Below are 22,820 nucleotides of genomic sequence, written 5' to 3'. Positions count from 1 at the left end.
TAAAAAATCAGTGCGTTTTCTAACAACCATCTATCACACTGTAACCAACCGGAAAGCGGACAGCCGCGGCTGCAAAAATTCTTTTACAGCCGCACAGATACCGGTTTGTTTTTACGCAATCTTATGAATGCGTCAGTTGCTCCCCAGCCTGACGTCTTTAAACTCAAATTCCATTTCAGGCAGTACACAAAATCCCGGTTTCCCCGGCGGCAGCGGATCGGGATCGGTAAAGACAGATACCGGAACATCATTGCACAGGATTGTAATTTCCGAACCGCTCATTTGTACGCCGAGACGATTCCACTCCCTGGGATTGACTCCCGGAACAGCGACCTCATGCAGCGTTTGAATCGCCCGTCCGGAACCGTTCATTTTTTCAAGCGCGATGCTTCGATTATTTTTTAGCGTCAGCTGATAAAAATAGTTGCAATCCGTATAGTTAAATACAACAGAACCCATGTCCCATGCTTTCGGTCCGGATTTCGTTGTGCGTACCATCGCACTGAAGGAAAAATTTCCATCCAGCCATTGCCGGGCAATAATAAACGAATTATTTGAACACACTGCCGTTTCATTCGATATACTCAACGGATAGCCTGTCCATATCCAGTCGATCCCTTCAAACGTTCCGCCGTTCCATGACACATATTTTTTCGTTTGTATTTCTCCCGGAACCGCCTGAATATCCACACGCCCGCTGGCAGGCAGCACGCGCGGATACTTTGCCGTCAAAACCGGGGTTGTTCCGTAGCGCTGTTTCCCTAGCTTATCAGTGAACACCTGCGTCAACGGGACATCAGCCATCACCCAGTATGAATAGTGCGCACCGGCATTAACGGATGAATCGGTATACGTCAGCTGCCGTATATTTTTCCCTACCGGCACTGCTTTTAAGGCATCCGGCGAATCAGACCGGAAGAGTGTGTAAACCGCACCTTCCCCGGCCGGCTGCCAGTTCAATGTAATGTGCTTTTCAGCGGCGGCGGCCTGGATTTCCAGTTGCGGATAGTTGTCCAGCTCCCAGCTCTCAAGTGTTAGGAATTTAAGCTGCCGGCACGTCTCATTGTATAAGGATTTTACCGCCAGATTCTCCAGCTCCTGCGGATCCTTTACTCTGTCGAACAGCTGATCAATGCATCCGTGTGTATAAACGTATTTATATTGATCAGTAACGGCCATGCGCATCGGCACCTGCGGTCCTTTCCATCCCATATACCCTGTTTCATAAAATTCTGAAAAAACCAGTCTTGATGGCGCAGTCCCGTTAATCACTGATTGCAAGGAAACGCCTTCCAGCGATGCCGGACGCGCGATCCCGCACAAATCTACCAGCGTCGGAAAAATATCGATAAGACCAACCGGCACCGCACAATGAGTTTTCGGTTTAAATATTTGTTTGTATTTCACGATTAAGGGAACATTGACAGCTTCTTCATACATGTTCTGTTTGCTGCACATACCGTGATCAAACAGCATCTCGCCGTGATCGCTGGTAAAAACAAATACTGTATTCTCATCAATGCCGAGTTCTGTGCATAACCCCGTAATGCGCCCCACCTGTTCATCCATGCTGGCAACACATGCGTAATATGCGGCCATTGCATTCTTTATCCTGTCATCCAGCATACTCATACCGCTATGAATCCACTCCAGATGTGTCGGCAGCATGCCTTTTTCCCGCCATTCTTTCCGTGTTTCCGGCAAGGGCATTTTTTCCGGATCAAACAGATCCAGAAACCGCTGGAATGTATCCCAGCGCGGATGCGGTTTTTCCAATCCGATGTAAATAAAAAACGGAACGTTCTGCTGCACACTTTCCTCGATAAATTTGAGCGATTCCGTTGTTACCATGTAATCAAACATTTCCTCTTCGCGTTCAACCAGTGTTTCCAGATAATACGGGTTTAAGTTATTCTCTACCACGGTCAGCCCCGCCGGTGCATTTTTAAACCGTTCGGCATCGATGTCCTCAAATTTTTTATGTTTGTAGTCATAGGCGCCGCGATATCGTGCATTTACATCTCCATCACGAAGATCCGCATAGTGATCCCCCGGAAACACTGTATAAAATCTCAATTTTGTGACATCGAAACCCATATCCCAGACATCCTTCAACTCTCCATGCGTATGCATTTTGCCAATCCCAGCGGTACGGTAACCGGCGGTGCGGAATACTTCTCCCATTGTAAGAACGCCTTCTCTGATTCCCGGAAAGCGGGTAATTCCCGGATTCCGGCGGTCAGGCTGGTGTAGGATCGCCGTTGTGGTATGAGGATACGTGCCGGTTATGAACGATGCCCGGGACGGGGCGCACAGCGGAGAGTTGCAATAGGCATGATCAAACCGTACACCGTCCGCCGCCAGCTTGTCAAGAAACGGCGTCGGGGACGATCCGTCTTTCCGGCGGACCGGGGAATTATATGCACCGCATGAATCAGAACGCTGCTGATCGCATGTTATAAAGACGACGTTTGGCCGGCGGGATATCTGATCTGAAGCAACTCCGGAAATTTGGAACAAAACAGGCCCGATACTCAGGTATTGGAAAAAAGTTTTTTTGCGCGTCATCATAATAAACACCCTTTCGTTATAACTGTCTGTTTTATCGACAAACCATATATTCTGTATTCAGTAAACATATTATTTACGCTGATGCATACAGCATTTTTTGATGATGATTTGTATTTTTATGACATTTTTATTTTTGAATTTACGTTGCCCGGATACGACGGAAGAACATCTGTTTTTATACTGACCCCCTCTCATTTTTGACAAAATGAATCGCTTTGAGGGTTGAAATGAAAACTTCGACTCCTGGTTATCATCGTAAAAGCTATGTCGTGCCGCATCAGTTCGAAAATTGTATGCTATCTAAAATAATATAATTTTCAGACAATGCGCCGGACGGTATTTCAAAAATTATTTCAATTTCTCTCACTTCTGAAATCCCAGCCAGCTGTGTTACACCATCTGAATCTAAATAAGGTGATTCAAACGAAAACCAGAGTTCATGCCAGCCCGGTCCGGAGACAGGTACGATTCCGTTCATGTGACTTTGTGGCTGCGCTGTTCCTTTAAGGCGCCGCCGGACACCGTCTTTTCCCGTAAATACAAGCGAGACATTTATCGTTTCATCTACCGGTTTATACAGACTCAAACTTAATCCCGGATATTTATTAAACAATAAATTACCAACCTCAAGAACAGGCGATACAATCACCCGGTTCGTCGATAAATTCCGGATATTATAATCAATCCGGAGCGCGGCATCGCCTTCACATCTGTGATCAGTCAGTGATATTTCTGTAACTCCGGAACCGGCAGACCACGTATTGGTGAAATATGCATTTGTTTTGACATTGTACCAGTTTGTCACCGTATCGCAATGCATCCACAGGAGCGGCGCATTGTATACTGAAGCAGTTTTATCTGTCCGGAACGGCATGGCCGGCAGTCCGGCTCCATTGGCGAGGTTCGCAAAATAATTCAACGATGAAAACGCATACGTCGCGGCAACCGGAGCCTCTACACTGGGATTTGACAGTTTTACTGTATTACTGTTGATAATTACTGCATCTGCCGGATAAAATACACGGTCAGTCCCGCAAATTGAAAATCCCCGCAGTGTTTCTCCTTTCCCCTCGAGTATTTTTAATCCGCCGGATGTATGGGTAAAGGTTATTTCCAGGCCGGCTCCGTCCGGATGTATCGATGTATATACGGGTCCGGAATATTCAATATCGCCGGCGTAGTGAGTTGCATACGCGGCATTACCCAGACGGGTTCCCACCTCCTGCTTTGTTAACGGATGAATCGGCGCTTTAGACGGGAAGGTATCTGAATACCACGTCTGCGAAAGATCATAGATCGGGATCACTGTCCCCCCAGGATTTATATCAAAACATAACGCTTCATATTGCGCTTCGCGGATATATGCGGCAGCTTCAAGTACGGGCCAGTAGTGATGCGATGCGAGCAGAACGGAAAGCACCGCAGCCTCATTGGATGCAAAATCTTTTCTCCAGCTTTTTATTAATGCGGCCATCGCACCCCGGTAATAAACTCCCGCTGCTTCATTCCCTACATTATTTTCCCCCTGATACCATATAATCCCGGCAATGCATAAATTAGTTAACGGTCCAATCAAATGGTTATAGCAGGCGGTCGCCTGATTAAAATCACTGACGGCGCTTCCGCTGCCGCTCCATGTCCCCGGATATTTCTCCATCAGCGCCGGGCTTGCCTGCGTTGCATCATAAGATAACCATGCGTGAATGCTTGTCCCGCCCCTGGTCTGGCTGAGAATTGCCACCGGTACTTCATTGCCGTTCTGATTAAGCAATTCAAATAATCTCCGTGCAAATGTAATACCTACACCGGAAAGATCTGCAACTCCTGTAAAATTTTTAGCAGAACCCCACCGGGCTTCAGGAATATCATCCAGAGGGGTCTGTGAACAGGCTGTCGATCTAACCACAATACCTTTCGTACTGTTCAATCCCCTGATATATTCGTTGCCGGCGGCATCGACGGCCGATTTTATTTCCTGATTATTTTGAATGTATTTCAGTGCCAGGTTCATATTTGACTGTCCGCTCGCCAGCCAGACCTCGCCAAAAAGCACATCGCGAATCGTGATCACATCCCTGCCGTCTTCGATCTTAATTTTATATTTCGTATACGAAGCGGTCTGTTCAGACATCAACACCTGCCATTGGCCGCCGGCATCGATCAATGCTGATTTTACATCAATAACAACCGCATCGTTTTCCCGGGATAATGTCACGGTAACTGTTCGGCCGGGAGTTCCTTTCCCCCAGACTTTCACAGGCTTGTTTTGTTGAAAAACAACTCCGTCAGACAGCACATTCGGAACTTCTAATTCCGAATGCGCAACGCTGATTGCCATGAATAACAATAAATGAATAATAAAATGCATCTGTGTATTTCTTTTCAATTTTCCCGGCGGTTATTTCCAACGTTTAAATGTCCGGACCTTACCCTGTTACTGCCGGTTTCAAATCTGCACCTTTGCAGAAACACCTTCAATTATCTGTTAATACATGGATATTTGTATACGCAAAAACTACGGTTCTGCGCTGCAGTCTTTGATTTCAACCTGCTGGCACAAAAGCCCATCATCTTTATTTATTGAGACGCAAGCTGCGATATCCAAAAATCCCGACGGCACTGATGAGAAAAAGATTTAGTGTGGCCGGCTCAGGAATTACAACCACGATTCCGCCCAGCCCCCAGTCGTTAGTTCCTAATGATTCCACCGTAATTTTTTTCCCGGCAGCAATCGTAACAGGGGTATCGAATGTATAAACACGGTCTTGTTGTGTGCCGGTCCAGGATGCCACCGGCGTAGACTGTGCGTAAATTTCATATGTACTGCCATCTTCGACCGTTATTTTCGCAATATCCTGAAGATAATTAAATCCTGTAAACAGCAACTGCTGGAGCGTAACATCTTTATTGAATTCAAACGTCCAGGTCGTTTGCGCCGCCGTATTAAACACCGCATCATTATAAACTGATCCGGCAGCATTAATTCCCAGTGCACGGCCGGACACGACAGTGTTTGTTCTTGCCGGATCCGTTGATGTAATACTCACAGAGGTTAACACGAGTCCGCTGCTGATTTCCGTAAGCGTTGCGCCGGCGGGTTTATCTTTTAAACTGCCGGTCTTGGTTGCCGGATTTCCTGCATTATCTGTGCCGAACCATGCCACAATCTTATCGGCGCCGACCTCTGCCTGATATGCTGCTTCCGCTGCATCATCTTTGTTCCCGCCGAATTGAATAATAATATCGCCGAATGCACCGCACGCAATGATCATGCTCACTATAGCTAATATACACCTTTTCATTCTGTACTCCTTTCTTCTTACAATCCAATCACCCGCTTCTAAAAGCGTGATACAGTTTTTATGGCCTATGAAATTAAAATTAACCATCACATTTTCGGACAAGAATGATGCTTTTTCGGATGTGGAGGCTTACAGGGTCTCAACAATAATTCCTCCCAATCCCCAATCATTTTTTCCCAGTGATTTTATTTTTATCTTTGTCCCTGCAGAGACTGTAACCGGTGTGGTTAATGTATAAACTCTGTCTGTTTGCGTTCCGGTCCAGGCCGCTAAAGGGGTTTTATTACCGGTAACAGTAAATATGCTCCCGTTTTCAACGGAAATTTCTGCGATATCCTGAGGATAATTAAATCCTGTAAAAAGAATTTTTTGAAGGGTGATATCTTTATTAAATGAAATGATCCATTCTGTTGCATCTTCTGTATTAAACATCGCTGCGGCCCCGGTCGAGCCGGCGGAGTTGACTCCCAGGGCGCGTCCATAAGTAACCGTTTTTATTCTTGCCGGATCCGTTGATAAAACTGCGATTGATGTTAAGGAAAGTCCGTTTTTAACGGATGTAAGCAGTGCGCCCGCTCCTGCATCTTTCAAGCTGCCCGTTTGCCTTGCCGATGTCCCCGCGCTGCTGCCGCCAAACCATGCCACAATTTCATCAGCGTCGACCTGACTTTTGTATTTTTCATTCAAAATATCATTCTTATTTCCGCCGAACTGTATGACTGCTCCTCCGTATGCACTCCACGTGCTGAATATTATTAACATTGCAACCAGCTTCAACGTAATCATACGGCCCGCCTTTCTGTTTTTATAATACACATTCGATTCTATTATTCAGAAATTCACAGATAGATCGTATCAAACGGTTTATTCTGAAACCGTGATGTCTTTAAATTCACATTGCATACCCACTCCCGCACAGAATCCTGATCTTCCGCTCCGCAACATATCCTGATCCTGATATACGAACACCGGCTTTTCATTACAACTGACAGCAATCTGTTTTCCGCGGACTTCGACACGGATCCGGTTCCATTCCGCAGGATTCCCGCCGGGCTCCGGATGTTCGTATAATAATTCCGCCGGCTTCCAGAATCCTGCTGTTTTCTCTAATGCCAGACGGCCGTTTGCCTTTAATGTTAAGCGGTAATAATGGTCATAATCTGTATAGTTGAAAATTATTGATCCGCGTTCCCATGCTTTTTGCCCGTTTTTTACCGTGCGTATCATCGCATCAAAAAAATGGTCTCCATCCATCGACTGCTGAGTAAGAATAAAAGAACTTCCGGAACATATGCCGATTCCATCGGCTGCATTCAAGGGATAACCGGTCCATATCCAGTCGATCTCTTCAAAAGTTCCGCCGTTCCATGGTACGTATTTCTTTGTTTGTATTTCTCCCGGAGCCGCCTGAATATCCACACGCCCGCTGGCAGGCAGTACGCGCGGATACTCCGCCGTCAAAACCGGGGTTATTCCGTAGCGCTGTTTTCCAAATTTATCTGTGAATGCCCGCGTCAGCGGAACATCCGCCATCACCCAGTATGAATAGTGCGCGCCGGCGTGAACGGAAGAATCCGTATACGTCAGCTGCCGTATATTTTTCCCTACCGGTACTGCGTCTGATACATCCGGCGAATCAGACCGGAAGAGCGTATAAACCGCGCCTTCTCCTGCCGGCTGCCAGCTCAGTGTAATATGTTTGTCGCCGGCGGCGGCCTGGATTTCCAGTTGCGGATAACTGTCCAGTTCCCAGCTTTCAAGCGTTATAAACTTCAGCCGTCGGCGCGTTTCATTGTATGCAGAGTCTACCGCCAGATTCTCCATCTCCTGCGGATCCTTTACTCTGTCGAACAGCTGATCAATGCATCCGTGTGTATAAACGTATTTGTATTGATCCGTAATACACATCCGTACGGGAGCATATCGATCCCGCCATCCCATGTATCCTGTTTCATAGAATTCTGAAAACACCGGCTGAGACGTGCCATCGCCTTTTATAACAGATAACAAAGAGACCCCTTCTAAAAGAGATGGCGGAGTGAATCCGCACAGTTCGGCAAACGTCGGAAAAATATCAATTAATCCGACAGGGACGGAGCACTGGCTCCCTTGTTTAAATGCCTGTGAATATTTTACAATCAACGGAACTCTGACGGACTCTTCATACATATTATGTTTGCCGCGTATACCGTGATCAAACAGCATTTCACCGTGATCGCTGGTAAAAACAAAGATTGTGTTTTCGTCAATGTCCAGTTCTGCGCACAGATCCGTAATACGTCCCACTTGTTCATCCAGACTGGCAACGCAGGCGTAATATGCAGCCATTGCATTTTTTATTTTATCATCCGCCATGCCGTTATGAATCCACTCCAGATGTGTCGGCAGCATGCCTTTCTCCCGCCACTCTTTCCGTGTTTCCGGCAAGGGCATTTTTTCCGGATCGAACAGATCCAGAAACCGCTGGAATGTATCCCAGCGCGGGTGCGGTTTTTCCAATCCGATGTGAATGAAAAAAGGGACGTTCTGCTGTACACTTTCCTCGATAAATTTAAGCGATTCCGTTGTTACCATGTAATCAAACATTTCTTCTTCGCGCTCAACCAGTGTTTCAAGGAAGTAAGGATTCAGATCATTTTGCACAACAGTAAGATCTTCAGGAGCATTCTTAAACCGTTCAGGATCTACGTCTTTAAGCGTTTTGTCTTTATAGTTGTAAATTCCCCGATACCGTGCATTTACATCTCCATCACGAAGATCCGCATAGTGATGTCCAGGGAACTCCGTATAAAATCTCAATTTTGTGACATCAAACCCCATATCCCAGACATCTTTCAGCTCTCCATGCACATGCATTTTACCGATCGCGGCGGTACGGTAACCGGAATTGCGGAATACTTCGCCCATGGTAAGAATACCTGCTCTGATTCCCGGGAAGCGGGTAACCCCAGGATTCCGGCGGTCAGGCTGGTGGTTGATTGCCGTCGTAGTATGAGGATACATTCCGGTCATGAACGATGCCCGGGACGGAGCGCACAGCGGAGAGTTGCAATAGGCATAATCAAATCGCACACCGCCTGCTGCCAGCTTGTCGATAAACGGCGTCGGAGATGATCCGTCTTTCCGGCGAACCGGCGAATTATATGCACCGCATGAATCAGAACGCTGCTGATCGGATGTTATAAAGACGACGTTCGGCCGGCAAGATATCTGTTCTGAAGCCAATCCGGACACCTGAAACAGAACGGAACCGGCGCTGAGATACTGGAAAAAAGTTTTTGTGCGCGTCATCATAATGAACACCCTTTCATCATCACTGCCTGTTTCATCAACAGACGATCGTATGTATCCAGTAAACAGATTGCCTGCACTGCTGCATATAGCATTTTTTGATGATAATTTGTGTTTTTATGATATATCCCGGTGTTGAGCCCGCACCTTGGATACCGGCACAGAATCTTCTCCGTTAACCTTTGTATAAAAACTTTCCAGGAGACTTCATCCAGCCGTCCCTGATACGCTGCTGTAATATGTCTTTGTGAGGAATCGCACTGACTGCATCCAGCGACTCCACGCAGGCTGACCCGGTCGCGGCGGCCATTTGAAGTGCGTCTTCTGCACTGAATCCGTTTACATAAGCGGAAAGAAAGCCGGCGATGGCACAATCGCCGGCACCGGTTGTTCCGCCCTTTTTAACCTTGAATGCCGGCGTGAAAAACGACTGTTTATTCCATGAGCGGTCTTTGCCCGGCACCTGTTCCGCTGTGCGTAAATACAACCCGTGTGCCCCGAGTTTGATTACGACAACCGGGACACCGGCATCGATCAGTTTCTGTGCGATCCGTTCAATCACCGCAGCATTCACCTGTTCAATCAGTTCCTCTCGCGCGCTTGAGGTCAGGTGAAAATATAAATCCCGGTCGGTCATAAACAGGATTTCATCAAGACTGGGCAGGAAAATATCCGTGAGCGGCAATACGTTGTTCAGAAAAGCCGGCCAGTCAATTTTTCCGGCATCCGATGCGGGATCAACAAATGTCATATCTAACGACGTTGTAATTCCCCGGCGTTTCATCCGGGTGAATATCGTTTTTAATTCCGCGCCGTTCCGCTCAAAAATACATTTCATCAGCGGCGGATATCCGAAATGAAACAGCGAACAGCCGCTGATTGTTTCTTCATCAAGATCACGGCTGGAAAAAGAGTGATTGGCTCCCGGCGAATGCAGGAAAATCCGGTCAATGCCCGGAGGGTTGATTACAATTGAATATGAGGTATGTTCCCCGGGAGAAATAATTAAATTATCAGCAATGCCGGCGCCCTGACGATTTAACAGCCGGCGGACGGTGTGGCCGAATTCATCATTTCCGACTTTTGCGATCAGTACAACATCTTCGCCTAAGCGGTGCAGCGCCTGGCCGGTATTGGACACCGCTCCGCCGGTTGCCGCCACCGCCTGGCCGACTTCAACCAGAGTTCCCGGGACCAGCAAAGTCTTCGGGTTGTATTTGCCGGGAAAAAATTCCGGAATAATATCTAAACAGATATGTCCCGCCACTGCAATTTTCGCCATTGTTCTTTTCCTTCGAAAAACCAAGTCCACAGTGCAGGTTCTATGCATTTTCGCAACCGGCAGACGCGAATATTTTTTCCCAGATTGCGAATCAGGGACGAATGCTGAACTGCTTGCGGTAAGCCAGCGGACTGACGCCGATCGCCTGTTTGAAAGCACGGGAAAAATATTTTACCTCTTCATAATTCAGCGCCTCGGAAATCTGCGCCACCGACAGGCTGCTTTCCAGCAGCAGCAGGCAGGCGTGATTCATGCGAATCAATAACACCTCTTCATAAACCGAGCGATTGATTGCCTTCCTGAACCGTATCTCCAGCACCCGCCGGGAAACGCCGGCATTACGGGAAATTTCAGCGACAGAAACCCCTTTCCGATAATGCTCCCGGATATAATTTAGGGCGGTCACGACGACCGGATCCTCAACAGCAATCATGTCTGTAGATTTCCGTGTAATCACCCGGGACACCGGAATTGAGATAACCGGCCTGCCGGTTTTTTTACCGCGCATTATCCGGTGCAGCGTTTCCGCTGCATCATAACCGCTTTTTTCCGTATCCAGTAAAATGCTTGATAGCGGCGGAAAGGCAAACTCGCAGGTTAATTCGTCATTATCAACACCCAGCAGTGCAACCTCCTCCGGAACGCGCCGGCCAGCCAGACGACAGGCTGTCGCAACCTGCCGGCACCGGTCATCAGTACAGGCAAAAACCGCGCACGGTTTCGGAAGAGTCTTTATCCAATGCGCAATCAGCTCCGGCTCACCGTCGCGCGAATGCGGAGCATCCTGCAGCGGCGGAACGTATAGGCTGACCTGAAATCCTTTCAGGGACAGTGCCTCAGCAAAAAACCTCCCGCGATCCACTGACCACCACATATCGTCGAACCCGCAGAACCCGAAATGTCGGAATCCTTTATCCAGCAGATAGCGCGCCGCCAGCTGGCTGATCTCCCGGTCGTCGCCCAGAATATTCGGCACACCGGCAGCCGGCCCGTTCCGGTGTCCGCTGTAAATTACCGGCACACCAAGTTTTAACAGCGATTTATCCAGCGCGCCCTGTTCACGCATTATAATTCCGTCCGGTCGCCATTTTTTTATGCGCTGCAGGCGCTCGGCATCCGACAGCTTTTCATAGAACGGCTCTTCGCGATAAAACATCCACGGACCGAAATTGCGCGAATACTGCGCGATACCGCGCAACAATCCGCGCCCTACTTCCCGCTCTTCTTCAATTAATAATACCACCCGGTACGGTTTCATCTGCGGCAGTAAAACAGAAAAATTTATTTTTCGCAATATGGGAAAAAATCAGCGTATCAACAGGTTCTCATTAACCGTGCAATCGCTAATGTAATGCCGGAAATCAACCAAAGGATTGCATATGAATAAAAAAGCTGTTGTTGCCGGACATATTTGCCTGGATATTATTCCGGACCTGAGTGACATGCATCTGAAGCGTCCGGGCGACTTTTATACGCCCGGAGCATTGAAAACGGCCAGGCCGGCCAAAATCAGTACCGGCGGCCCGGTAAGCAATACCGGATTGAATCTGATTAAGCTGGGAATCGATACGGCGCTGATGGGAAAAACCGGTGACGACGCATTCGGTGATATGGCGCAGTTCCTGCTGAAAAAAGAGTGGCATATTGAAAATACGCTGATCGTCGATCCGTCCGCCTCGACCAGCTACACCGTGGTGATTAATCCGAAAGGCTTCGACCGGATGTTTATTCACGATTCCGGCGCAAATGACACCTTCAAAGCAGACGACATTAATTATGACCTCGTTGCGCAGTGCGATCTGTTTCATTTCGGCTATCCGCCGCTTATGAAACAGATGACGGCAAACAACGGCAAAGAACTGGTGGAAATATTCCGGCGTGTGCATGAACTCGGCGTGACAACGTCGCTGGACATGAGTCTGCCGGATTCGCAAAAAGATACAACGAATTGGCCTGAAATTTTTAAACAGCTCTGTCCGCATCTCGATTTATATCTCGGTAGCGCCGAAGAAACGCTGTTTATGCTGCACCGCGACCGGTATATGGAATTCCGACGCTCATGCGACGGCGACCTGCTGCACTTGTTCACCGGCGATATGATGCACGAACTGTCCGGTGAACTGCTGGATATGGGCGTACGCGTGGCGGTGATTAAAAGCGGCTATCGCGGTTATTATGTCCGTACGCCGGAAAAATCTGTCCTGGAAACCATCGGCAGAGCCAAACCCGGCAATCTCGATGAATTTGCGAGCCATGAATTCTGGCATCCGGCGTTTTTCTGTCCTGTTCCGCCGAATGCCACCGGCTCCGGCGATGCATCCATTGCCGGTTTTCTTTCCGCGTACCTGCGCGGACTTTCTCTGCTGGATTGCGTGATCACCGCAACCTGCACCGGCAGCGCCAGCGTGGAAAAACCGGATGCGTTAAGCGGCGTGCCGAACTGGAACGGTGTACAGGAGCGCATCAAAACGATTCCGCGCGATCCGTTGACAGTGGAAGGCGCCGGCTGGAGTGTTGATGCACAGCATCCGTTTCTGTGGACCGGTCCGTCAGACAAATCAAAACTGTGAGGTGTGTTATGAGCGTTGAAGTTAAAATCCTGAATGAAACAGATAAAACCAAAACGGCGGAATTATACGCTGAGTTATACAAACAGGCACTGCCCGGCACCGGCGGAATTGATCCGGCGCGCATTGAAATTGCCACATTCAACTGCTCGGAAACATTGGCTGAATTTCAAACAGTTGGACTCGGACTTGAAACCGTCGTCATTTTCCGCGATGAATCGGGTAGCGGACACACCGGAAAAGTTCTGCTGAATCTGCCGGGGCAGCTGCTGCTGGAACACGGACACGTCGACACATTCGTTCTGAAAAAAGGCGTCGCTGTAGCCTCCGGGTTTGTAAAACTCTCAGAACTGATCAACAGCTTCGAAGGCATTGTGAAATATAACAGCGATGCATCCATCGCCCGCGATGCAAACGGCAATCTGGACTATCTGTACCGCGATTCGGATTATGAAATCGTGCAGGCGCAAAACGGAATGGACACCTATCCAATCGTCGCAGATATTGTTGAAACGTTCGCCGGCAAATCGGAAACCTTCAAAGCGATTTACGGTGACGGCATTCTGTTTGCCGATACCGCACAGGTGGTTTATGCGCCGGACGGTGTGAATCCGGAAATTATTCCGGAAGAACTTCTGCCGCTGGCCGAGCGCGTCAGACAAGAACAGAAAATTACAACAACGCGCATGATTTATATGACGAAAGGGATGAACGTGCTGCTGCCGAAAAACACAAAACATGCATTCCTCGGCGGAAAAAACGGCTGTGTTTATCTTGAGTTTTCCACTCCGTCGATGGACGAAGCCGACCGCTTCACAGACCCGCGGGTTATCCGATGAACCGCACCTATCTTGGATTCGGATTCGGCGCAATTCAATCCGGTCTGTTTTTATATGAAGCATTCCGGAGCGGAAATTTTGCGCGACTGGTTGTTGCAGAAGTTGTGCCGGAAGTTGTCGACGATGTTCGCACTGCCGGCGGATACTGGCTGAATATCGCCACCCCGCACGGAATTGAAAAACAGTTCATTTCCGGCGTTGAAATTTATAATCCGGCAGTTCCCGCCGATGCCGGGAAACTGATTCAGGCGGCGGCGGAAGCGCATGAAATCGGCACCGCCCTGCCCAGCGTAGATTTTTTCAGCCGCGGCACCCCGTCCATCGCCGGAATTCTGCGTGCCGGATTTGAGCTTAAACTGCAGGATAAAACTCTGCCGGACGCTGTGGTTTACACCGCCGAAAATAATAACCACGCCGCCGGAATTCTTGAACAGCAGATCGGGCTTTCGCTTAAAAACCGCGTTCAGTTGTTAAATACCGTCGTCGGAAAAATGAGCGGTGTGGTTACCGCTGCGGAACAGATTCAGAACGGCGGGCTGATGCGCGTCACGCCGTCCGCTGCACGCGCGTTTCTGGTTGAAGAATTCAACCGGATTCTGATTACAAAAATCACCCTGCCGGAATTCCGGCGCGGCATCACGGTGTTTGAAGAGAAGGCTGACCTGCTGCCGTTTGAGGAGGCAAAACTGTACGGACATAACGCAGTGCATTTCTGGATTGGACTGCATATGCGCCGCGCCGGCGCACAGTTTATGCATGACATTTCCGGTAACGAGAAAATTTTTATCTCGGCGCGCCGCGCATTTATTGAAGAATCCGGTGCGGCGCTGTGCAGAAAATATTCTGATACGGACGCACTGTTTACACCCGCCGGTTTTGCTGCTTATGCCGATGATCTTCTTATCAGGATGGTCAATCCGTTTTTAACCGATCGCGTTGACCGTGTCTGCCGCGATATGGAGCGCAAATTGGGCTGGAATGACCGCGTGATCGGAACGATACGGCTTGTGTTAAATCAGGGGATTTCACCGGTGTTATTTGCAGAGGGCGCAGCGCTGGCCGCGGTTGAATTTTTCGGAAAAGACGCGGGAAGAATCCGCGCCGGATTCGAAACCTTGTGGGGAGTCTGGAACGTTGAGACCGAAACGGTTTGGAACGAAATTCTTTTCCCGCTGAAAAAATTGCCGAAATAACCTCATAATATAAACACTGAAACGGGACTGTCCGGTTTTTGCTTATTATCTTTCGCCAGGCGTCCAATTGTATTATTTCCAATTCCGTTATAGTGTCAGCAATCATTTTTGAAAGCAGTGCGTAAAAATTTATAGTCGGCTTCTGGTAGTTTTACGCTGGATTCCGTAAGGTCTATGACACCGGAAAGGATGAACAGGAATTGGCAGAGGGAGTATCTCCGACCGCGCTCGACTGGATTTTGCCCAGCGTGACAAAGAGGACAACAGGGATCTGCACATATCAATTACTGATCTCATACGTCATTCCGCATCCTGACGGATTTCGGCAATCTGTTTAAAAATGATCCGTTATCTGAATGACTGACTCCGAAGCTAATTGAGAAACACCGGAAGCTGCCCGGTCCTCATACGATCCAGGATATCAGCATGTACGACAACGTAACGGATCTACAGTATCCCCGCCAGCCGTAACGTTTGCGATATGGAGGGGAGATGCGCAAAATGACCGGCGGTTACAACTACGGTATCCGCTATGCCGATGAACATGCCGGGAAAATTCTTGCGGCGCTTGAAGAGCAGGGAGTTGTGGAAAATAAGCCCTGCACGGATTCCGGCTGTTTGCGGTGAAAAATGATCAATGATCGCAGACGTTTTCGCCGGGGATCAGTGTTCCGCTTAAATAGCCGGCAGCCAGTGCTTCCGGCCCGGCGGAGGGCGCGCCGACTACGACGGTGATGTTCTGCTCTTTAAACAGCTCCTGCGCGCGCTGTCCCATGCCGCCGGCGATGATGACACTGACCTTCTGTTCACCGAGCCAGCGGGGCAGAACTCCCGGCTCATGCGGCGGCGGAGTGAGGTATTCCCGCGCAAGGACCGCTTTGTTTTTTTCATCCACAGTCAAAATTGTAAACACTTCGCAATGCCCGAAGTGCATACACAGTTTCCCGTTTGCGGTTGGAATGGCAATTTTCATAGTTATTTCTCCTTTGGATTATGCAAAGAACCGTCCGGATTCTTCGCGGGTTTTACTCCGGTCAGCACAATAAAACCGCCGCGGTCGCAACCTTGCATCACCGGATCGGGAGCAGTCAGATTTTCCGGCAGATCAAACAGAGTTTGAACGCAGGCAAAGGAACTAAAGCCGGCTGTTTTCATCATGCGCTTTACGTCGTCGACGGTAAAAAAACGCGCGTGCTGATAGAAGCGGCTCGTTTGACGCCGCGCTTCATAATGCCGCCCGAGAAAACTGTCGCGATTGATCAGCCCGGCGATCAACCGTCCGCCGGGACGCAGTATCCGCGCTGCTTCGCGACAGGCCTGTGCCGGGTCGGATACAAAACACAGTGTTGTATTCATCAGCACAAAATCAAAGATGTTATCCTGATACGGAAGATTTTCGGCGACTCCGTTCGTCAGCTTTACGCCACGCCGGGCCGCCAGCTCCCGCATGGCTGCCGCCGGCTCAATACCGTCGACTATACCGAGTGGAGCAGTGAAGCGCCCGGTTCCCGCACCGATATCTACTCCGCGTCTACATGGTGCGAACATCTTAAGTGCGGCACGAATCGCCGCCAGTTCTGATTGATACGCTGCGTCATACTGCTCGAACCAGCGGTCGTATGCTTCCGCATCTGTTTCAAACGGATTCATCTCAATGGGTGTATTCAAGAATTTTTAGATCCGGGCCGACGGCTTTTATGACGGCGTTGCGCATGCCGGTATAGTGCGGACAGGGATAGCCGATGGGGTTGCCTTTCGAAATGCAGGAGGCGAAAACGATGATTTCTGCGCCGCGGTCAACCAACATTTTTGAGCGAGCAACAGCCCGCTTACCGGGACAGCCGCCACAGGAAACAAAGCCCATAATTTCAACCGGTCCAATCTCCTCAAACGCGAGCCGGCCTTCTTTAGCAACTTTGAAGTCAGTTGTTCCCGGACAAATATCTTCGGTTTGCTGACACCGGATAATACCTGCTTTTTTCATAAAGATACCTCGCTCAATGAATATTGAATCTGTTCCGCCGTTTCCTGCAAGAACCTATGCGGTGATGAAGCATTTGTTCCATTTATTGCAGCTGACTGCATAGTCCTTTCCACAGTTCCTGAATTGCCTGAGATGCGGGCCCGTTTCCGTGCTCTACAACGCACTGCGCATTGATTTGCGCTTTGGTTACATCGCTGTCATACGGAATGCGCGGCAGAACGGCCGCGCCAGACTCTGTTGCAGCTTTTTCAATTTGGCCGGTCATTTCCGGATTAATATCCCATTTGTTGACACAGATGAAAACACGGATTTTAAAATGGTGCGCCAGTTCGATCACGCGCAGCAAATCATGCTGTCCGGACAGTGTCGCTTCAGTGACTGCCAGTACTGCGTCTGCACCGGTAATCGATGCAATCACCGGACAGCCGGTACCTGGCGGTCCATCCGTTAAAATCCAATCTGCCTGAACCATCGTTGCAAACTGTCTGGCCCGCTGCCGGACGGTACTGACCAGTTTACCGGAATTCTCCGCACCGATGCCCAGACGGGCATGCACCATCATTCCGAAGCGGGTTTTCGAAAAAAACCACTCGCCGCAGAGCCGGTCATGAAAGTCAATCGCCTTGACCGGACAGAACTGCACGCATACGCCGCAGCCTTCGCATGAGACCGGATCGATTTGAAATTTCTCTCCAGACAGTCTTACGGCCTCAAACCGGCAGAGTTCCTCGCACAATCCGCACCCTGTACAGTCTGCTTCGCGGATAACCGCTTCGCGACCGCTGTAAAACTCATGTCTTTCATGGATTTCCGGATTTAGGATCAGATGCAGATCAGCGGCATCGACATCACAGTCGGCAAAAACCGCGTTGCCGGCCAGCGCGGCAAATGATGCTGTAATGCTGGTTTTACCGGTTCCGCCTTTGCCGCTGATGATAACGAGTTCTTTCACCGCAGGATCTCCAACAAATTGTTCAGGGGCTGTTTTAGTTCCGGCATAGCCGTTAACATACTTTTACCGCGCGAATAGAGTTCGGCAATTTTACGCAACTCCGGAATTTTCAGCAGCAGGCGGATGTTCTGTTCCCGGCAATACCGCACGACGCGATCATCGCCCGCATCCGCACGGTTAATCACCACACCGAACGGAAGATTCAGCAGCCGTACAGTTTCAACCGCCAGCGTCAAATCATGCAATCCGAATGGGGTCGGTTCGGTGACAAGAATTACAAAATCCGCTCCGGTGATCGATGTAACCATTGGACATGAAGTCCCCGGCGGACAGTCGATTAAAACCAGCGGAGCGGAAGCAGCTTCTTTTTTTACCGCGCGAATAACCGGCGGCGCCATGGCACATCCGATATTCAGCCGGCCTTCAATGAGCTGAATGGTTCCGCTTTGCCCTTTGCGAATAGTTCCAATGGAACGGGGCTGTTCAGTAATTGCATGTTCCGGACAAATGCGGGCACAGCCGCCGCAACTGTGGCACAGTTCCGAAAACACCAGAACAGACCTTCCGGCGACAGCCAGCGCATTGAACTCGCAGAGTTCCGCGCACTTCCCGCAACCGGTGCAGCGCGAGGCATCAACCTCAGGAATCGGGACAAAGACGGATTTCTCCATCTGATTTTCTAATGTCAGGAAAAGTGATGCATTGGGTTCTTCGACATCGCAGTCCAGCAAAGTAACCGGCCGGTCAAATGACTGCGCCAGCGCAACGGCCAGCGTGGTTTTCCCGGTACCGCCTTTTCCTGATGCAATTGCAATCTGCACGCGGGAACCTTCTGCGGAGCGATCACTCATAATTCCGTTTTCCGCGCCGTCCAGCCTCTTGTTCGTTAACTTCATCGTGCCAGCCGTTGCGGTCGGTCTGAATACAGTCAAAGCGTGTCACATACGGTTTGATATCAAGCAGCGGTGTGCCGTTGAGCACGTCAATGCCCTGCACATGCAGTATATTGTCTTCCCGGCGGATCAGCCGGACAATGCTCATGCCGATACCGTTCGGTCGGCAGGGCGCCCGTGTTGCAAAAATACCGCGTTCTGTATCCTGCAGAAACGGTTTTACTCTGAGCCGCACCGGTCCGGCCCGGTGAAGATGATACAACAGGTAGAGGTGTGAAAATCCTTCCAGATCGGCAAGGCCGCCGGCGTATGTATCGAATACTTCAACGGCTCCTTTACAACGCTGTGCATAAACCGGCTGGATCGGCGTGTTTTCAGGAACGGTATGCTCGCTGTGAATCACGCCAATCGAATGATATATAACGGCGCTCACAGCCAGTGTCCTTCTGCGTTTGCCTCCTGTGCGACCGTTAGTTTTCCCTGCGTAAACAGATCAAGCGCCTCCTGCGCAGTCGCGGCCGTCATCAGATAAGCTTTTATTTTCGACGCCGTCAGAACGCGAAACGCTTTCGGACCGAAATGACCGCTGATCACAGCCCCGACCCCGCTTGATGCAATGTTCTGTGCCGCCTGAATTCCCGCACCCTGAGGTGCATTCAGATTTTGCTGGTTGGGTTCATACGTTATTTTGCCGGTTTCAGTGTCAACCACCAGAAAACCGGCCGCCCGGCCAAAGCGGGGATCGAGCGGCGCGGAAAGATCACGGCCTGAGGACGCAATTGCCACTTTCATGCGTTTTCCTCAAGCGCGCTGATCTGCTGCTGAATACGGTTCATCTGTGCTTTCAGCGAAACAATCTGATCTGCGTTATTCATCGGTTGAACCAGTGTTTGCGGAGTGGTTCGCCATCCGGCAAACCACCGGCTGCAGAATCCGCGTCCCATTCCACGGCCGAAACCGCCGCCCGTTACAAAGCCGGGCTGATTCAATTCGGCACAGTATCCCATGCCGCGTCCACTCATCGGGCCTGCGCCCGCCGGACCTGTTCTATCTCCTCTTGGCATTGTCTGCCTCCTTTCTTTTAAATTTACTGTCTACCGCATCTATGGCGGCCCCGGCACCCGCAACCTCTGCCTCTTGGTGATTTGTCCGGAACGGCCGGCATGATTACTTGCGCACTTTCGACACGAATGGCTTTCCCGAACGTCAGCGCTTCCGCTGTTTTTTTGTGTGCCCGGGCGATGATCAACCCGAAAGTCTGGCGCGAAATACCCATCTGCTCCGCAGCCTGTTCCTGATAAAGCCCTTCATAATCGGCCAGCCGGATAGCCTCGAGCTCATCAGCAGCCAGTTCCACCGTTTCAAGGATTCGTATCGGCGCGCCTTGCGGCTTGAAATACGTTACGGGTGCGCGATGACAGATTCGCCGTTTTTTGTGCGGTCTTGGCATGTGCAAATAAATAGCATATGCTAAAAACTAAAAGCAACCGCTTTTTTATTTTTATAAAATTTTTATGGAAATTGAACATCGGGCTTTTTGGCGATATAGATATTTACTCCCGGGATGTCAGAACGGACTGACTTTACAGCGATCCGATTTAAAGGTCTGCATAACTGCTTCATTCGACGTATTGACCGGAACCATCGTTTTCGGCAGGGAGTAGTTGCCGCCATTGCATTTGCGGCAAAACCGCGGGCTTTGCGCGATTTTAACTGCCGGATGGTGCGCTCCGAACATCTAAGTGACTCTGCGATATAAGGTGCTGTGGCTCCGCCGCGCAGCAGCACTTCAATCTAAATGCGCTCTTCCTGACTCAAATGTTTTCTTTTTATGAATGATGTGTGCTACGCTTCATGTGTTTTCCATGCAATGCGCCTTTCCTTTGTTTTAACTGTATGAAGAAAGGTTCATTCTGGCATGGAATTTCTACGCCTCCAACCGGACACTTGCGTTTATAATCTACCCCGTCCGCTGCGCTGGCAACCCCCTCTTTTAAACCCGTAATCTCCTGAGTATGCTTTAACTTGCCGGTTGTCGTCTATTTCCCTTTCGGTGGTAATGCATTGAAAGAAAACGACAACTGGCTCTTTTTTTCAACCCTTAAGACGCTTTTCCACGATGAACCACTTTTTTCATCCTCTCTCTTTCTTTTTCCCGCCGGTGAGGAGGCTGATGATGACACCGGCAATAATTCCGCTGATCAGCGAGCACGGCAGGATCCACAGAAAGCTCAGTCCGAAGATGCTGAAAAAGGCGATGGCCACCGCCGCCGCTACACTGACGGCTGCACCGATCCAGGTGCCGATCGCGTTGGCAAACGGAACGAAGATGGCCATGAAAAATAATAAAAACAGCGGCGCCACCATCAGGTTGGCAATCTTGTTGATCACTTCGGTGAAGTTTCCCGGCACACGATTCATCAGCAGACTCATCAGCACGACAAGAACGCCGATGCTGAGGGATACGAGCCGCGCACGGTGAACATGCTTTTTCTCCGCCAGTTTTTTCCGGCTGAACCGATCAAGAAAGTCCACTGTGACTACGGCGCAGGTAGAGTTGAGTCCGGCGGACAGACTGGAAAGAGCTGCGGCCATTAAGCCCGCAACGATCAGGCCGCTAATGCCCGGCGGCAGACCGCTGACGATGAAGTGCGGGAAGATCCGGTCGGCATCCACACGGATGTTCATGCCGTCCGCCAGTTTATGCGGACACGCCTGAAAATAACCGTAGAGCGCAAAGCCAAGAATACCGAGCAGGATAATGACCAGTGCGGCGGCGATGATGTTGACGTTAAATGCGGAACGGGCGGCTTTGAGATCTTTGGTTGCAAGGTAGCGCTGCACGGCAACCTGATCAGAACCGGCGGTGCAGATGTACCAGAAAAACATCATCATGCCGGCGCCGGCAAAGGTGACGCGGGCTTTAGTGTCGAACCAGATGACCGGCGGATCCCAGGTCGGCGCCCACTGCGCCGGAAACCAGCTGAAGCCTTTGAGCTGAACGGTAATAAAGACGATGGAAATAATGGCGCCGAAGTAGAGAATAAAACTTTGAATCACATCGGCCAGCACCGCGGCTTTCATGCCGCCGGAGGAGGTGTAGGCCATGGTGATTACACCTAAGAGCAGGCAGAGCCACGGCAGGTGCTGCGGCCCTGCTCCGAGAATCGGACCGAGAATGGCTTTGGCGGTAATGAAGATAATCATCGCCATCCACGCCAGGCGGGACAGCAGAAAAAATGCACTGCCGAGCATGCGCACGCTTAATCCAAGATTCATTTCAAGAATTTCATTGGCGCTGGTAACGCGCAGTTTCATAAAGGTGGGAATTAAAAACCAGCCGACCACCCAGATGATCAAGGGAATCGCGGTGAGCTGCGCAAGAATCATCGGGCCGTGTTTTACAATCTCGCCGGGCACGGACATATAGGATGCGGTGCTCAGCAGTGCGGCGAAGAGAGACAGCCCCACCATCCACGCTTTCATGTTGCGTCCGCCGAGCAGATAATCATCGGCGGTCTGAGCTTTGCGGGCGTAATAGGCGCCGATTAAAATCAGCGAGAGAAAATATCCGCCCAGCACCAGCCAGTCGATGAAACCCAGCCGTCCGGTGTGCTGGCGCTCCAGCCGCAGCAGCGATTCGGCCGCAGCAATGCGCACGTCTGCTGAGGAATCGGTCAATAGCGGAATGTAATATGCACGATCAGATGAAACCAGCGGTTCAGTTAACGGTGTTAATTGTTCCATTTTATCCGCGTATTCTTCCAGCCCGTCGATATATCCGAGCTGAAGCAGTGCGGTGGCGGCTTTCATTCGAATTTGTTCGTCGGTGTTAGATAATTCGTGCCGCAGCGTTTCAACCGCCAGCGGGCGCAGTTCCTCAAAAGACGTTGCGAATGCTGAAGTTAAAAATGCAGACCAGACTAAAATTATTTTTAACATAAAT

Annotated in this window: 21 protein-coding genes; 4 read left to right on the top strand and 17 right to left on the bottom strand. The window is 50.0% G+C overall.

Features of this window, described 5'->3' with window-relative positions:
- Positions 1 to 132: 132 nt before the first annotated feature.
- The 7 genes from WC959_03155 to WC959_03125 form a co-directional block, all read right to left on the bottom strand.
- Complete coding sequence (locus tag WC959_03155; GenBank protein ID MFA5688134.1) at positions 133 to 2,571, bottom strand: sulfatase-like hydrolase/transferase; 2,439 nt, start codon at positions 2,569 to 2,571, stop codon at positions 133 to 135.
- 277 nt (positions 2,572 to 2,848) lie between these two features.
- Positions 2,849 to 4,939 (bottom strand): sialate O-acetylesterase, encoded by a 2,091-nt coding sequence (locus WC959_03150; GenBank protein ID MFA5688133.1) that lies wholly within the window; start codon positions 4,937 to 4,939, stop codon positions 2,849 to 2,851.
- A 205-nt stretch (positions 4,940 to 5,144) separates the two neighbouring features.
- Positions 5,145 to 5,873 (bottom strand): hypothetical protein, encoded by a 729-nt coding sequence (locus WC959_03145; protein ID MFA5688132.1) that lies wholly within the window; start codon positions 5,871 to 5,873, stop codon positions 5,145 to 5,147.
- Positions 5,874 to 6,002: 129 nt separating this feature from the next.
- Positions 6,003 to 6,659 carry a hypothetical protein gene (locus tag WC959_03140; GenBank protein ID MFA5688131.1) on the bottom strand — a complete coding sequence of 219 codons (657 nt, stop codon included), beginning with the start codon at positions 6,657 to 6,659 and terminating at the stop codon, positions 6,003 to 6,005.
- Between the two features lie 78 nt (positions 6,660 to 6,737).
- Entirely contained in the window at positions 6,738 to 9,167 is a 2,430-nt protein-coding gene (locus tag WC959_03135) for a sulfatase-like hydrolase/transferase (GenBank protein MFA5688130.1), read from the bottom strand.
- Positions 9,168 to 9,339: 172 nt separating this feature from the next.
- On the bottom strand, positions 9,340 to 10,446 hold the full coding sequence (locus tag WC959_03130) for a carbohydrate kinase family protein (protein MFA5688129.1): 1,107 nt from the start codon (positions 10,444 to 10,446) through the stop codon (positions 9,340 to 9,342).
- 91 nt (positions 10,447 to 10,537) lie between these two features.
- Positions 10,538 to 11,704 (bottom strand): DNA-binding transcriptional regulator, encoded by a 1,167-nt coding sequence (locus WC959_03125; GenBank protein ID MFA5688128.1) that lies wholly within the window; start codon positions 11,702 to 11,704, stop codon positions 10,538 to 10,540.
- Between the two features lie 121 nt (positions 11,705 to 11,825).
- Here WC959_03125 and WC959_03120 point away from each other — a divergent pair, with 121 nt between their 5' ends.
- From WC959_03120 to WC959_03105, 4 genes are all read left to right on the top strand, one after another.
- Positions 11,826 to 13,016 (top strand): carbohydrate kinase family protein, encoded by a 1,191-nt coding sequence (locus WC959_03120; GenBank protein ID MFA5688127.1) that lies wholly within the window; start codon positions 11,826 to 11,828, stop codon positions 13,014 to 13,016.
- Between the two features lie 8 nt (positions 13,017 to 13,024).
- Positions 13,025 to 13,852, top strand: coding sequence for a hypothetical protein (locus WC959_03115; protein ID MFA5688126.1), 828 nt, complete (start codon positions 13,025 to 13,027; stop codon positions 13,850 to 13,852).
- Entirely contained in the window at positions 13,849 to 15,045 is a 1,197-nt protein-coding gene (locus WC959_03110; GenBank protein ID MFA5688125.1) for a hypothetical protein, read from the top strand. The genes WC959_03115 and WC959_03110 overlap by 4 nt, the downstream gene beginning before the upstream one ends.
- 492 nt (positions 15,046 to 15,537) lie before the next feature.
- Positions 15,538 to 15,672 carry a hypothetical protein gene (locus tag WC959_03105; GenBank protein MFA5688124.1) on the top strand — a complete coding sequence of 45 codons (135 nt, stop codon included), beginning with the start codon at positions 15,538 to 15,540 and terminating at the stop codon, positions 15,670 to 15,672.
- A 7-nt stretch (positions 15,673 to 15,679) separates the two neighbouring features.
- Here WC959_03105 and WC959_03100 read toward each other — a convergent pair whose 3' ends face one another.
- The 10 genes from WC959_03100 to WC959_03055 form a co-directional block, all read right to left on the bottom strand.
- Positions 15,680 to 16,018 carry a NifB/NifX family molybdenum-iron cluster-binding protein gene (locus WC959_03100; GenBank protein ID MFA5688123.1) on the bottom strand — a complete coding sequence of 113 codons (339 nt, stop codon included), beginning with the start codon at positions 16,016 to 16,018 and terminating at the stop codon, positions 15,680 to 15,682.
- 2 nt (positions 16,019 to 16,020) lie between these two features.
- Positions 16,021 to 16,713 carry a class I SAM-dependent methyltransferase gene (locus WC959_03095; protein ID MFA5688122.1) on the bottom strand — a complete coding sequence of 231 codons (693 nt, stop codon included), beginning with the start codon at positions 16,711 to 16,713 and terminating at the stop codon, positions 16,021 to 16,023.
- Positions 16,697 to 17,029, bottom strand: coding sequence for a CGGC domain-containing protein (locus WC959_03090; GenBank protein MFA5688121.1), 333 nt, complete (start codon positions 17,027 to 17,029; stop codon positions 16,697 to 16,699). Before WC959_03090 ends, WC959_03095 begins: the two co-directional genes overlap by 17 nt.
- Positions 17,030 to 17,111: 82 nt before the next feature.
- Positions 17,112 to 17,981: an ATP-binding protein gene (locus WC959_03085; GenBank protein ID MFA5688120.1), complete on the bottom strand. Its 870-nt coding sequence runs from the start codon at positions 17,979 to 17,981 to the stop codon at positions 17,112 to 17,114.
- Positions 17,978 to 18,877 (bottom strand): ATP-binding protein, encoded by a 900-nt coding sequence (locus tag WC959_03080; GenBank protein MFA5688119.1) that lies wholly within the window; start codon positions 18,875 to 18,877, stop codon positions 17,978 to 17,980. The genes WC959_03085 and WC959_03080 overlap by 4 nt, the downstream gene beginning before the upstream one ends.
- Positions 18,825 to 19,307: a tRNA (N6-threonylcarbamoyladenosine(37)-N6)-methyltransferase TrmO gene (gene tsaA / locus WC959_03075; protein MFA5688118.1), complete on the bottom strand. Its 483-nt coding sequence runs from the start codon at positions 19,305 to 19,307 to the stop codon at positions 18,825 to 18,827. The genes WC959_03080 and tsaA overlap by 53 nt, the downstream gene beginning before the upstream one ends.
- A complete protein-coding gene (locus tag WC959_03070) occupies positions 19,304 to 19,666 on the bottom strand; it encodes a NifB/NifX family molybdenum-iron cluster-binding protein (GenBank protein ID MFA5688117.1) in 363 nt (120 codons plus the stop codon). The genes tsaA and WC959_03070 overlap by 4 nt, the downstream gene beginning before the upstream one ends.
- On the bottom strand, positions 19,663 to 19,938 hold the full coding sequence (locus tag WC959_03065; GenBank protein ID MFA5688116.1) for a DUF5320 domain-containing protein: 276 nt from the start codon (positions 19,936 to 19,938) through the stop codon (positions 19,663 to 19,665). The genes WC959_03070 and WC959_03065 overlap by 4 nt, the downstream gene beginning before the upstream one ends.
- Positions 19,939 to 19,961: 23 nt before the next feature.
- Positions 19,962 to 20,324, bottom strand: a complete 363-nt coding sequence (locus WC959_03060; protein ID MFA5688115.1) for a DUF134 domain-containing protein — start codon at positions 20,322 to 20,324, stop codon at positions 19,962 to 19,964.
- Between the two features lie 683 nt (positions 20,325 to 21,007).
- Complete coding sequence (locus tag WC959_03055) at positions 21,008 to 22,816, bottom strand: sodium/solute symporter (protein MFA5688114.1); 1,809 nt, start codon at positions 22,814 to 22,816, stop codon at positions 21,008 to 21,010.
- Positions 22,817 to 22,820 lie beyond the last annotated feature (4 nt).

The organism is Kiritimatiellales bacterium, from assembly GCA_041656295.1.
GTDB lineage: Bacteria > Verrucomicrobiota > Kiritimatiellia > Kiritimatiellales > Tichowtungiaceae > Tichowtungia.
Note: the sequence above shows the minus strand (reverse complement) of the source record. Positions and strands in the feature narration are given on the sequence as shown.